We start from the raw sequence: 12,524 nt of genomic DNA, 5'->3' as shown, positions 1-12,524 counted from the left end.
TCGTCACAGCGGTGATCTCCTAGGACTCGAAGGCGGTGGGCAGGTAGCGGTCGACGTTGTCCTTGGTGACGACCGGCGCGAACAGCTCGACCTGGCGCGGCACCTCCACCTCGACCAGGTCGCCGAGGCTCTTGCCCTGCACGGCGAGCCGCGCCAGCCGGATGCCGTCCGCGCCCTGAGTGGAGGGGTATACCACGGTCGCCTTGTGCAGGCCGTTGCCGGCCTTGATCTCACGCATGACGTTGGCCGAGCCCGCGCCGCCGACCATGAAGAACTCGCTGCGGCCGGAGTTCTTGACAGCCGCCGTGACGCCGACGCCCTGGTCGTCGTCGTGGTTCCACAGGGCGTCGATGCGCGGTGCGGCCTGGAGGAGGTTCGCCGCGGCCCGTTCGCCGCTCTCCACGGTGAACTCGGCCGCGACGCGGTTGTCCACCTTCAACCCGCAGTCGCGCAGCGCGTCGGCGAAGCCCTTGCTCCGGTCCTGCGTCAGGGGCAGTGAGTCGATGCCGGCGATCTCGGCCACGACGGCGCCGGACTTGCCCTTCAGCTCCTGGCAGATGTAGGTGCCCGCGGACACGCCCATGCCGTAGTTGTCGCCGAGCACGGTCGAGCGCGCCGCGAACGGGCTGCCGAACTCGCGGTCGACGTTGATCACGGTGATGCCGGCCTTCATCGCCTTGAGCGCCACCGGCGTCAGCGCCGCGCCGTCGAACGGCAGCAGCACGATCGCGTCCACCTTGTCGTTGATGAACGTCTCGACCTGGCTGATCTGGAGGTTGACGTCGTTGGTGCCCTCCACCACCTTCAGCTCGACGTCGGAGTACTTCTCCGCCTCCGCCTTGGCGGCGTTGGTGATCGCGGCCATCCAGCCGTGGTCGGCGGCGGGCGCGGAGAAGCCGATGACGACCTTCTCGCCGGGCTCGTCGTTGGCGACCCGGGGGCCGCCCTGGTTGCCGCTGCCGGTGGCGGGCTCGGGCGTGTTGCCCGTGCAGGCGGTGAGGGCGAGGCCGACCGAGAGCGCGGCGATGAGACGGGTTGTTGCCTTGCGTGACATGGGATTGCTCCTCGAGGTGGCGGCGGGTGTCGGGGTCAGGTGCCGCTGCGGCGGGCCAACCGCTGCTGGAGCAGGACGGCGACCACGATGATCGCGCCCTTGGCGACGGCCTGGGCGGAGATGGAGAGGTTGTTGAGGGTGAACACGTTCGACAGCGTCGTGAAGATCAGGACGCCGAACACGGTGCCCGCGATCGTGCCGCGACCGCCGGACAACAGGGTGCCGCCGATCACCACCGCCGCGATGGCGTCGAGCTCGTACAGCCCGCCGTGGGTGGAGCTGCCGGTGGTGGTGCGGGCGACGAGCATGACCGCGGCGATCCCGCAGCACACGCCGAGCAGCGTGTACAGCAGCACGGTGTGCCGCCGCACGTCGATGCCGGCCAGCCGGGCGGCCTCGGGGTTGCCGCCGACGGCGAAGGTCCGCCGCCCGAACGTGGTGCGGTTGAGCACCACCCACCCCACGACCGCCACCAGCGCGAAGATCACCACCAGCACCGGCACGCCGAGCACCGACGCGTCGAAGAACGCGGAGAAGCCCGGCACGTCCACGATCTGGGTCTTGCGGTTGGAGATGATCTCGGCGAGACCGCGGGCGGCGGCGAACATCGCCAGCGTCGCGATGAACGCCACGATCCGCCCGTAGGCGATGAGCAGGCCGTTGACCACGCCACAACCGGCGCCCACGGCGAGCGCGGCGAACACGACGACCAGCCAGTGGGTGTCGTTGGCCATGGCCTGCGTGGCCAGCGTCGTGGCCCAGACCGAGGACAGCGCGACGATCGCGCCGACGGACAGGTCGATGCCGCCGCCGGTGATCACGAACGTCATGCCGACGCTGACCACCCCGATCACCGACGCCAGGCGCAGGATGGTGAGCACGTTGTCGACGTCGGCGAACCGGTCGCCCGCGGTGGCCACGCCGACCACGCACAGCAGCACCAGGGCGACGACGAGTCCGGTGTTGCGGCCGGCGGCGGACCCGAGCAGCGCGGTGACGCCGCCCTTCGTGCGTTCCGCGGCCGGCGGCCTGACCGCGGTGGTGTTCCCGTTCATGCGCACACCTCGCCGGCGCTCGGCGTGGCTGGGGCGCAAAGCTCTGTGTCGAACGATTCGCTGGCGAGCTCGCTCATGCGGCGGTTCCTTCCATGACCAGGTCGAGGACCCGGGATTCGTCGATCTCGGCGGCCGGCCCCTCGTGGACCACCCGGCCTTCGCGCACGACCAGCACCCGGTCGGCGAGGCCGAGGACCTCCTCCACCTCGCTGGACACGACGACCACCGCCACGCCGCGGCCGGCCAGGTCGCGGATCAGCTCGTAGATCTCGCTGCGCGCCCCGACGTCCACGCCCCGGGTCGGCTCGTCGAGCAGCAGCACGCGGCACTCGCGCAGCAGCCACCGCGCCAGCACGACCTTCTGCTGGTTGCCGCCCGACAGGGTGCGCACCGCCCGGTCCACGCCCGGCGGGCGGACGTCCAGCGCCGTGGTCAACTCCTGCGAGCGCGCACGCTCCGCGCCGTTGTCGAGGAAGCCGAAACGGGCGAACGCCGACAACGTGGACACCGTGATGTTGCGGTACACCGCTTGGTCGAGCAGCAGCCCCTGGCTCTTGCGCTCCTCCGGGCACAGCCCGACACCCGCGCGCACGGCCGCGCCGACGCTCCCCGGCCGCAGCCGCCGGCCGTCCACCTCGACGGTGCCCGCCGTCGGTTTGCGCGCGCCGTAGACGGCTTCCAGGACCTCCGACCGACCCGACCCGACGAGACCGGCGAGCCCGACCACCTCGCCCGCGCGGACGGTGAGATCCACACCGGCGAACCGCTCCCCCGCGGCCAGTCCACGCACCACGAGCACCTCCGGCGCGGCCGGGTCGACCGGTTCGCGCGGCGGGAAGGCGTACTCCACGTCACGTCCGGTCATGAGCCTGATCAGGTCGGCCGTGCGGGTCTCCCGGGCGGGCAGGCCGGTGGCGACGGTGCGGCCGTCCTTGAGCACGGTGACCCGGTCGCCGATCTCGCGGATCTCCTCCATCCGGTGCGAGATGTAGACGATCGCCACACCTTGCGCGGTCAGCTCCCGGATGACCCCGAACAGCGTCCGCACCTCGTCCTGGTCGAGCACCGCCGACGGCTCGTCCATGATGAGCAACTGCCCGTCGCGGGACAGGGCGCGCGCCATGCTCACGATCTGCTGGTTCGCCGCGGACAGCCGGCCGACGTCGCGGTCCGGTGGGATGTCCGGGTGGCCGAGCCGCTCCAGCAGGGCGCGGGTGCGGCGGCGGGCCTCGGCGCGGCGGGTGAAGCCGGCCGTCGACAGCTCGTGGCCGAGGAAGACGTTGTCGGCCACGGACAGCCCGGCCACCAGGTCCAGTTCCTGGTAGATGGCGGCCACGCCGCTGCGCATCGCGGCGGTCGGGTTGTCGAACGACACGACCTCGTCCCGCCACCGGATCTCGCCCTCGTCCGGGCGGTGCGCGCCGGCCAGCACCTTGATCAGCGTCGACTTGCCGGCGCCGTTCTGGCCGAGCAGGCAGTGCACCTCGCCGGCGCGCACGTCGAAGTCGACCCCGCCCAGGGCCGTCACGCCGGGGAAGCGCTTCACCACACCCCGGACGGACAGCAGCGGGGGCGTCGTGGTCGTCATACGGTTTCCTCCTGTGCCAAGGGCTTGTCGACCGGCTCGACGAGCACGGGGTCCCGGAAGACGCGGTCGAGGACCTGCGACGCACCGCCGCGCACCGAGCCGGAGAAGCCCAGCGGCGAGAACGCCACCCGCGTGCCGCCGACGTCCCGGGCGAAGACGTGGCCGCGCAGCTCTTCGCGCAGGGAACCGGCTATCCACGGCCGCAGGGCGGCGAAGTAGCCGCCGAGGACCAGCACGTGCGGGTTGAAGACGTTGACCAGGATGCTCGCGCCGATGGTGAGCCACCGGTCGATGTCGGCGATCGCGGCGAGCACCCGCGGGTCGCCCGCCGCGGCCCGGTCGCCGATCTCGGCGAGCCTGCGTTCCAGGTCCGGCAGCGGGTCGTGCTCCGGCTCGTGGCCGGGTTCGTGGCCCGGTTCGCGCTCCGGAACGGCGGCGAGCAGGGCGTTGAGGCCGACGGCGGCTTCCCAGCAGCCCCTTCGGCCGCACGCGCACGGCGGCCCGTCCGCGCGGACCCTCATGTGCCCGACCTCGCCCGCGAACCCGTGCGCGCCGCGCAGCAGTCGCCCGCCCACCACGACGCCGCCTCCGACGCCGGCCGCGCCGGTGACCAGGATGAGGTCGCCGTCGCGGTCGAGGCCCTGCGCCTCCACCTCGGCCAGCGCCGCGAGGTTGGCCTCGTTGTCCAGCAGCACGGGGTACGGCGGCTCGCCGAGCAACCTGCTGATCTCGGCGACCACCGGCACGTTGGTCCACCCGAGGTTGGGCGCGGCGCGAACGACCCCGGTGTCGGCCTCGACCAGGCCGGGCACGGCGATGGCGACGCCGACCGGGCGAACCGCGACGCCGACCAGCGCGGCGGCCAGCAGCCGCCCCAGCCGGGCCAGCACCAGCGCCGGTTCCATCGCGGCGGTGTCCAGCGCGATCCGCTGCCGCGCCACGACCTGACCGCGCAGGTTGAGCACCAGCACCGACAGGTAGCCGACGTTGACCTCGGCCCCGACTGCGACGACGTGCTCACCGTCGAGCCGGATGATCTGGCCGGGCCGCCCGACGGTGGCCCGCTCGGTCTCCCCCTCGCCCACCAGGCCGCGTTCGACGAGCTCGGCGACCAGGCTGGACACGGTGGCCTTGTTCAGCCCCGTCTCCCCGGCGAGCCGGGCCCGCGACCGCGGCCCGTGGTCGCGCAGGTGCGACAGCACGACGGAGAGGTTGTGCCGGCGGACCGTGACCTGGTCCGCGGTCGATCCGCCCGCGCGCAGGCGGGTCGGCCTGTCCTTCATGGCGCTCCTCGGAGTCGACCGGGTGGGAGTGGGCGGGGAGAAGTCGGTCGGGCCGGCTCGCCGGCGGGGTCGTCGGGCAGCCCCACCGGCGAGCCGTCGATCGGTCGGGCAGCTCCACCGGCGAGATCAGTCGGCAGACCCCTCAGCGGCGTTGGTCGGCGGGCCCGCCGGTGGGTCCGTCGAGCGGACCCCACCGGCGGGATCGGTCGGGCGGGGCCCTGCCGGTGGTCCCCGCCCGGCCCGCTAGATGGGCAGCCGACCGTCGTCGCCGCGACCCGGTCGGGGCGTGTACCGGCCGGTGGCCTCGACGTTGCCCGCCACGTCGATCGACCGGTACTCCAGGTACTCCTTCCCGCCCGGCCTGATCTTGATCTCGCCGCCCTGGTGGACCTGCCACGCGCCGCCGGAGATCCGGTACTCGGTGCGGGCCACGCCGGAGGTGGCGTCGGAGGCGGTGAGCCGGACCCTGGACGCGGACGAGCCGCGCTTGGCCTTCGTCACCGGCGGCGCGGTGTCCACCTTCACGTCGAGCGCCCGCTCGGCGGAGGTGTTGCCCGCCGCGTCGGTCGCCCGCACCGCGATCCGGTGCTTGCCGTCGCCCACGGGCACGGCGCCGGTGTAGGGCCGCCACGGGCCCCCGTCGAGCCGGTGCTCCAGCACGGCGCCGCCGGACGTGTCGTCGGTGGCGGTCGCCGACACCAACGCCCGCTGCGTCCACCAGCCCTCGGGCCCGGGCGCGTTGTCCGCCTGCACGGTGACCCGCGGCGCGGTGCGGTCGATCCTGACGGTCGCGGACTCCTCCTCCGAGACGTTGCCCGCGGCGTCGGACGCGCGGAACGCGACCACCCGCTCACCGTCGTCCGCGAACGACAGGGCTGCCGTGTACTCAGCCCAGTCACCCTCGCCCACCCGGTACTCCACGCGCACCGGCCCGTTGCCGTCGTCGGTCGCGGAGGCGGTGACGGTCACCGGACCCGTCCACCACCCGCCCGTGCCCGGCGACGCCGGGTCGGTGACGACCGACAGCACCGGAGCCGTCCGGTCGGTGATCACCCGGAAGTGGCCGAACCTGGCCGGCTTCGACGCGGTCTGACCGCCGCCGAGGGCGAACAGGCCGATCCGCGCCCCGGCCAGGTTCTCGTTGACCACCGGTTCCAGCGACGTCCACTCCTGCCCGTCCGCGCTGTAGGAACCGGTGTAGGTGGACCCGGACTTGGCCAGCCGCAGGCGCCACACACCCCCGGTGAGCCCGCCGACGCCGGGCTGCGGTTGCCCCACCACGTCGCCGCTCTCGGTCCGCAGCTCCACGCCGCGCTGGACGGGCGTGCCCGCCTCGTTGGTGGCGATGTGGTCGAACTTCACGTAGTTCGCGTCGTCGGCGTAGGCGATCAGCCCGGCCTGCTGGTAGCGCTCGTCGAACGCCGACGCGTCCACCTCCGTCTCGATCACCCAGTCGCCCTCCGGCGCGTGCTGGAGGATGAAGTTGGCCGGGTCGTCGGCCGAGCCGCCGTAGATGTCGCCGTCGCTCGTGTCGATGCGCAGGCTGCCGTCGGACACGCCGTAGCGCGTCGGGTCGGGTCGGACCACGGCGTTCCAGCGGCACCCGTCGAGCGCCGAGCCCGCGAAGTCGTCGTCCGGCGCCACCGACGCGGTCTCGTCGGGGGTGAGGGTGAACCAGTCGAACTCGGCGTCCACCACCGGGCGGTCACCGCCGCCACCGACGAGCGAGAGCAGGCCGACCTTCGGGTTCACGATCCCCGCCAGCGCCTTGGTCTGCGGCATGTCGGTGAACGCCTGCCCGTCCGCGCTGTAGGACGCGGTCAGGTTCTGCCCGTCGCTGGTGAACCGCACCCACACCGTGTCGGGGAACGCGGCACCCAGCGCCGCGGTGTTCGACTCGCCGACCTCGTTGGGCTGCCCGGCCTCCTCGCGGATGAACTGGAAGATCCGGCTCGCCGCGTCGTCGGTGTCCGACCGGGCCTGGAGCACCATCTTGGCGTAGTTGTCGTCGTCGCCGTAGATCACCAGGCCGGCCTGCTGGTAGGCGCGCCGCACGGGCACGCGCACCTTGGCCGTGGTCTGGAACGGTCCCGACGGCAGGTCCTGGAGCACGATGTTGGGCGTGGTGTTGGTGGTGCCGTAGATGTCGGAGTTGGCGGTCGGGACGACCAGGTGGCCGTCGCGCACCGCGAGGTCCTGGTTCTCCCGCACCACGGTGGTCCACCGGCTCCGGTCGAGCCCGGCGCCGGTGAAGTCGTCGGAACGGCCGGAGAAGCAGGTGACGTCGGGCGCGCGGACGGTGATCGGGATGGTCTTCGTCCCGCTCGCGCCCCGCGCGTCGGTCGCGGTGACCTTGGCGTTGAACCTGCCCGCGGCGGTGTAGGTGTGGCTGACCGACGCGCCCGTGGCGGTGCCGCCGTCGCCGAACACCCAGGTGTAGGTGATCGGGGTGTCGCCGTCCGGGTCGGTGGCCGACGCGGTGAAGTCGACCTCCAGGGGCGCGGTGCCCGACGTCGTGGTGGCCGTGGCCTCGACCGCGGGCCGCTGGTTGTGCGTCACGCCGCGACCGGCGAACTCCAGCCAGTTCACGTTGGCCAGGTAGCTGGTCGTCGTGCTGCCCTGCGGCCTGCGGGTGACGAAGTACAGCTCGGACCCGGCAGGCACGTCGTCCGCGAGGTCAGCGGTGACGGTGGTCCAGTTCTGCCAGCCGCCCGTGGCGGCGAAGGTCGCCGTGCCCGCGAGCGGGCCGTCCGGCGCGCCGACGCGGACCTCCATCCGGCCGCCCTCGGAACCCGACGCCACGCGGAACCGCACCTGGTCGATGCCCTCCAACGTGGCCGGGCGCAGCGAGAACCAGTCGCCATCGGTGATGAAACCGATGTTCTGGCCGCCGCCGGTGTCGGTGGTGGTCTCCCTCTCCACGCCCGCCGCGTCGTCGCCGACGCCGTCCGCCGTGCGGCCGGTGGCGGTGTGGAACTCGGCTTCCTTGTGCTTGGGCTGGAGCACCAGGATCGACTCGCCGGTCAGCGGGGACGCGCCGTCGCCGCCCTTGTCGGTGTACTTCGCGGTGAGGACGCCGAAGATGTCCGCGCCCACGTGGCCCTCGTCGCCGGACATCAGCGCCAGGCCCTCGCAGCCGCGGTACTGCTCGTAGCCGTGGGAGTGCTCGTCGTGGCCCAGGGCGGGCTGCACGATGACGTTCTGGCAGTCGACCTCGCCGTCCTCGGCGTCGGTGACCGTGACGCGGTAGGAGACCTGGTCGCCGAAGTCGATGAAGCCGCCGTCGGCCGGCGCGGTCAACGTGACCACGGGAGGCGTGTTGCCGACGACGATCCGCACGTTGGCGACCGCGGACCTGCCGCCCTGGTCGGTGACGGTGAGCCGAGCGGTGTAGTCGCCGTTCGCGGTGTAGGTGTGGCCCGGCGCGGCGTCGGTGCTGTCGGTGTCGCCGTCGCCGTCGAAGTCCCACGCGAACGTCAGCGGGTCGCCGTCGGGGTCGCGCGACCCGGCCGAGTCGAACCGCACGGTCAGCGGCGCGTGCCCGGAGGTCTTGTCGGCCTTCGCGACCGCGACCGGAGCCCGGTCGCCGCGCACGTAGTCGATGCGGTAGACGCCGCTGTCGGCGTTGTTGCCGCCGAACCCGGAGCCCCACTCGATCACGTACAGCGCGCCGTCCGGGCCGAACTGCATGGCGTGCACCCGGTTGAACGCCATGCCGGGCAACATCCTGCTGATGTCGAACACGCCGGTGCCGTCGGCGGTCAGCTGGAGCGAGAACAGCCTGCCGTCGTTCCAGTCACCCCACATCGCCTTGCCGTCCCAGTAAGCGGGCCACTTGCGCTCGGAGGCGAGTTCCGCGTCGTACCGGTAGGTGCCGCCCGCCATGGGCGCGCCGCTGCCGCCGATCTCGGGGTTGCCGGTGCTGGTCTTGCCCTGCCAGATCTTCGTGCCGATCGCGGCGGGCAGCTGGGTGATCCCGGTGTTGTTGGGCGAGTTGTTCACCGGTGCGGCGCAGTCGAACTGCTCGCCGGACGCGCCGGTGGCGAAGTCGTAGTCGACGTACGGGGTGTTGTCCCCGACGCAGTACGGCCAGCCGTAGAACCCGGGCCGGTCCACGACGTTCCACTCGACGCGGCCGTCCGGGCCCCGCCGGGGGTCGCTCTGGCCGCCGTCGGGACCGTAGTCGGCGACCTGGAGCTTGTTGGTCAGCGGGTCCAGGCCGATGCGGAACGGGTTGCGGAAGCCCATGGCGTAGATCTCGGGCCGGGTCTTGGCCGTGCCGGCCGGGAACATGTTGCCCGCCGGCACGGTGTAGGTGCCGTCGGCCTGCGGGGTGATGCGCAGGATCTTGCCGTTGAGGTTGCCGCTGTTGGCCGAGGAGCGCTGGGAGTCCCAGGCCGAGCGGCCGGCTCGCTCGTCGAGCGGCGCGAAGCCGTCGGAGGCGAACGGGTTGGTGTTGTCGCCCGTGGTGATGAAGAGGTTGCCGTCGTTGTCGAACTCCAGCGCTCCGCCCGCGTGGCAGCACTGCTCGCGCTGGGTCGTGACGGTCAGCAGGACCTTCTCGCTGCCGGGTGCGATCGCGTCGCCTTCCAGCGTGAACCGGGAGACCCGGTCGACGGCCTCGGCGCCGGCGGGCGAGTAGTACAGGTAGAGGTGGCCGTTGGTGGCGAAGTCGGGGTCCAGGGCGATGCCGAGGAGGCCGAACTCCTGTCCGGTGTAGACGTTCAGCGTGCCCGCGGTGACGACCGCGCCGTCACGCCGGACGACGCGCACCGCGCCGTTGCGGTCGATGTAGAACACGCGGCCGTCGTCGGCGATCGCGAGTTCCATCGGGTTGGCGGTGGTGTCGTCGAGGGTGACCTTCTCGAAGGCGTTGGTCCGGGTGGCCGAGCAGTCGGCCTCCACCACGCCCGCCGCGGTTTGGATGCCCTTGAGCAGGTGGTCCAGGAACGCCGGTTCGGCGTAGGACTCGTCACCGTGGCCCAGGCCCGTGTACCAGGAGCGCCCGCCGTCGTAGTCCTGGCACCAGGCGATCGGGTGGCTGGACCCCATCGTGCCGCCGCTGTAGGTGGTCTCGTCCAGCTCGGCCAGCACGTGCACGTCGGCGGACGGGTCGGCGCGGAAGTTGTACCACTCGTCGAAGCGCCGCCAGGACTGCGGCAGGCCGGCCGTGGACGGGTGCGCCGGGTCGGTGACCTTGACGGTCGCCTCCTGCGGCGCGGGGTGGCCGGAGAAGTAGGCGCCCACGAGGTCGCCGTACCAGGCCCAGTCGTACTCGGTGTCGGAAGCGGCGTGCACGCCCGCGTACCCGCCGCCGGCCTGGATGTAGCGCTCGAAGGCGGCCTGCTGGGTGGCGTCGAGGACGTCGCCGGTGGTGGAGAGGAAGACCACGACCTCGTACTCGGCGAGGTTGGCGTCGGTGAACGCGGCGGCGTCGACGGTGGCGTCCACGGTGAAGCCGTGCTCGACGCCGAGTCGGCGGATCGCGGCGACGCCCGCTTCGATCGACGGGTGGTGGAAACCGGCGGTCTTGGCGAAGACGAGGGCCTTGAACGTCTCGTCGCCGTGGCCCGGGTGCGCCTGGGCCGGTGAGGCCAAGGAGACCAGCGACCCGAGCAACGCCGCCACGACCGCGACCGTCGACCACCGTCTCCTGCCGCGTCTGGACGAGCTCACCATTGAGGCCTCCAACCCGATCGACACGCCGAACGGCGGATCACAGGATTTGTCTGTCGGGTAAACAAACTAATGACGTTTTCCGGGGGGTCAAGGTCACCGACGTGTCCACAACTCGCCAATCCCCCGACCTGCCCGGAAACCGCGACTAGCGCATTCGGCGGCTTTACTCCGCCACCTCGCCGCTGGACACTGCGCGCGGCGCACGCGCCCGCAGCCCGCGCGGAATCCCGTGCGGAGGAAGGGATTGAGCCGAAAGAGGGAGCGCCGTCGTGCGACGCGGCCGACCGGCAACGTCCTGAGTGGACGGCTGAGCACCTTCGACCGCCACGGTCGCGGCGGGGCGACCGGCGGGCTCCACCGGCGTCGACCCCGGAGTCCCGACCCGCCGGACGGATGAGTATGACTCATCGGGGATGGCGGAGCAACCTCGGCCGGGTGGTCGCCGGTTCCGCGCCACGTCGACCGAGCCCGCCGGACCCGGACGAGTTTCAAGTCGCGCGACTCTTCGCCTTGACTAGAAGGCATGTGACCGCTGTCATGTGTACTGGAGGCCGTCGCGTGGCCGACCGACTCCAGGCGCAGGACGGGTGCGGGCCGTCCGCTCGCCGAAGCCAAGAGTACGACCCATGTCGACCAGATCCGCCTCGGACGTCACCGGCGGGTGCCACGACGCAGTGGAGCAGTCCATGACAGCCGATCACCCCGACCACCGTGTGAGGTGCATCCGACATGTGCCGATCGACGACCTCGTCCGCCCGGGAATCCGACGCTCACGGGTCCACTCGCCATGACCACGTTTGAGCCGGTGGAACTGACCGTGTCGGCGGACGTGGACGAGGTGGACCTCGAACCCACGGCGGGCACGCGACAACTGCTGATGCTCATGCGCACCGGGGCCATCGACGAGGCCATCGCGCGGGAGCTGGGGGTCAGCCCCCGCACCGTGCACCGCCGGATCACGCGCCTGCAGAACCTGCTGGGCGTGCGTTCGCGCTTCCAGCTGGGCGTGATCGCGTGCGAACGCGGTTGGGTGTGACGTCGGCCTGACCGTCCACTGGGGACTGATCTGGGAAACCGCCGCGGCCCGGCGATCCGGTCGGACACCTGTCCGGGCGATTGTGCCGGCCACCACCGGCGGCGTACGGTCCGATTCGTTGATCGAACCGGTTCGGTATCTAGTCCGCTCGAGCGTTCCGATGCCGTCCGCGAGCCTCGGAGGACACGGCGGCGCGTCGGGCGGGGACGAGGAGCGAGCATGGCTCGGGTGCTGATCCTGACGGCGGACGCCGCCGAGGAACTCGACTCGATGTACCCGGTCTTCCGCCTGCGCGAGGGTGGGCACGAGGCGGTCGTGGCCGCCCCCACCACGCGCGCGGTGAAACTGGTGGTCCACGACTTCGAGCCCGGATGGGACGCCTACACCGAGAAGCCCGGCCACCTGCTGCCGGTGGACCTGGCGTTCGGCGACGTCGACCCCGAGGAGTACGACGGGTTGGTGATCCCGGGCGGGCGGGCGCCGGAGTACATCCGGACGAGCCCCGACGTGGCCCGCGTCGTCCGCCACTTCTTCGACCGCGGGCTTCCCGTCGGCACGATCTGCCACGGTCCGCAGGTGCCCGCCGCGCTGGGTCTCCTGCGCGGTCGCACCACCGCCGCCTTCCCACCCCTGAGGGCGGACATGGAGCAGGCCGGCGCGACGTTCGTGGACGAGCCCGACGTCGTCGACGGAGCGATGGTGTCCTGCCGCGGCTGGCCGGACCTCCCCCTCTGGTCACGCGCTTTCATGAGCGTGCTGGAGAAGTCGCAGGTTCCCGCCTGACCGCACACCGCGGCCCCTGGCCGGTCCTCCGTCCGTCGCCGGATGG

At 72.1% G+C, this 12,524-nt stretch carries 7 protein-coding genes; 2 read left to right on the top strand and 5 right to left on the bottom strand.

What is annotated here, in order from left to right:
* Positions 1 to 19: 19 nt before the first annotated feature.
* The 5 genes from AB0H12_RS42655 to AB0H12_RS42635 form a co-directional block, all read right to left on the bottom strand.
* Positions 20 to 1,054 (bottom strand): substrate-binding domain-containing protein, encoded by a 1,035-nt coding sequence (locus AB0H12_RS42655; protein WP_499631677.1) that lies wholly within the window; start codon positions 1,052 to 1,054, stop codon positions 20 to 22.
* Between the two features lie 35 nt (positions 1,055 to 1,089).
* The gene (locus tag AB0H12_RS42650; RefSeq protein WP_499631674.1) at positions 1,090 to 2,109 is read right to left on the bottom strand and encodes an ABC transporter permease; all 1,020 of its coding nucleotides are present in this window, start codon (positions 2,107 to 2,109) and stop codon (positions 1,090 to 1,092) included.
* A 73-nt stretch (positions 2,110 to 2,182) separates the two neighbouring features.
* Positions 2,183 to 3,697, bottom strand: coding sequence for a sugar ABC transporter ATP-binding protein (locus AB0H12_RS42645; RefSeq protein ID WP_499631672.1), 1,515 nt, complete (start codon positions 3,695 to 3,697; stop codon positions 2,183 to 2,185).
* Complete coding sequence (locus tag AB0H12_RS42640) at positions 3,694 to 4,980, bottom strand: ROK family transcriptional regulator (protein ID WP_499631669.1); 1,287 nt, start codon at positions 4,978 to 4,980, stop codon at positions 3,694 to 3,696. The genes AB0H12_RS42645 and AB0H12_RS42640 overlap by 4 nt, the downstream gene beginning before the upstream one ends.
* A 243-nt stretch (positions 4,981 to 5,223) precedes the next feature.
* Positions 5,224 to 10,608, bottom strand: coding sequence for a ThuA domain-containing protein (locus AB0H12_RS42635; RefSeq protein WP_499631667.1), 5,385 nt, complete (start codon positions 10,606 to 10,608; stop codon positions 5,224 to 5,226).
* Between the two features lie 838 nt (positions 10,609 to 11,446).
* Here AB0H12_RS42635 and AB0H12_RS42630 point away from each other — a divergent pair.
* On the top strand, positions 11,447 to 11,695 hold the full coding sequence (locus AB0H12_RS42630) for a LuxR C-terminal-related transcriptional regulator (RefSeq protein ID WP_499631664.1): 249 nt from the start codon (positions 11,447 to 11,449) through the stop codon (positions 11,693 to 11,695).
* Positions 11,696 to 11,914: 219 nt separating this feature from the next.
* Positions 11,915 to 12,478: a DJ-1/PfpI family protein gene (locus tag AB0H12_RS42625; protein ID WP_499631662.1), complete on the top strand. Its 564-nt coding sequence runs from the start codon at positions 11,915 to 11,917 to the stop codon at positions 12,476 to 12,478.
* Positions 12,479 to 12,524 lie beyond the last annotated feature (46 nt).

The sequence above is a fragment of the Actinosynnema sp. NPDC023794 genome (assembly GCF_040639675.1).
GTDB lineage: Bacteria > Actinomycetota > Actinomycetes > Mycobacteriales > Pseudonocardiaceae > Actinosynnema > Actinosynnema luteola.
Note: the sequence above shows the minus strand (reverse complement) of the source record. Positions and strands in the feature narration are given on the sequence as shown.

Excerpts from the sequence above, each read along its gene's own strand:
- AB0H12_RS42625 (WP_499631662.1), top strand. The coding sequence starts at position 11,915 with ATGGCTCGGGTGCTGATCCTGACGGCGGACGCCGCCGAGGAACTCGAC.
- AB0H12_RS42630 (WP_499631664.1), top strand. The coding sequence starts at position 11,447 with ATGACCACGTTTGAGCCGGTGGAACTGACCGTGTCGGCGGACGTGGAC.
- AB0H12_RS42650 (WP_499631674.1), bottom strand. The coding sequence starts at position 2,109 with ATGAACGGGAACACCACCGCGGTCAGGCCGCCGGCCGCGGAACGCACG.
- AB0H12_RS42655 (WP_499631677.1), bottom strand. The coding sequence starts at position 1,054 with ATGTCACGCAAGGCAACAACCCGTCTCATCGCCGCGCTCTCGGTCGGC.
- AB0H12_RS42640 (WP_499631669.1), bottom strand. The coding sequence starts at position 4,980 with ATGAAGGACAGGCCGACCCGCCTGCGCGCGGGCGGATCGACCGCGGAC.
- AB0H12_RS42645 (WP_499631672.1), bottom strand. The coding sequence starts at position 3,697 with ATGACGACCACGACGCCCCCGCTGCTGTCCGTCCGGGGTGTGGTGAAG.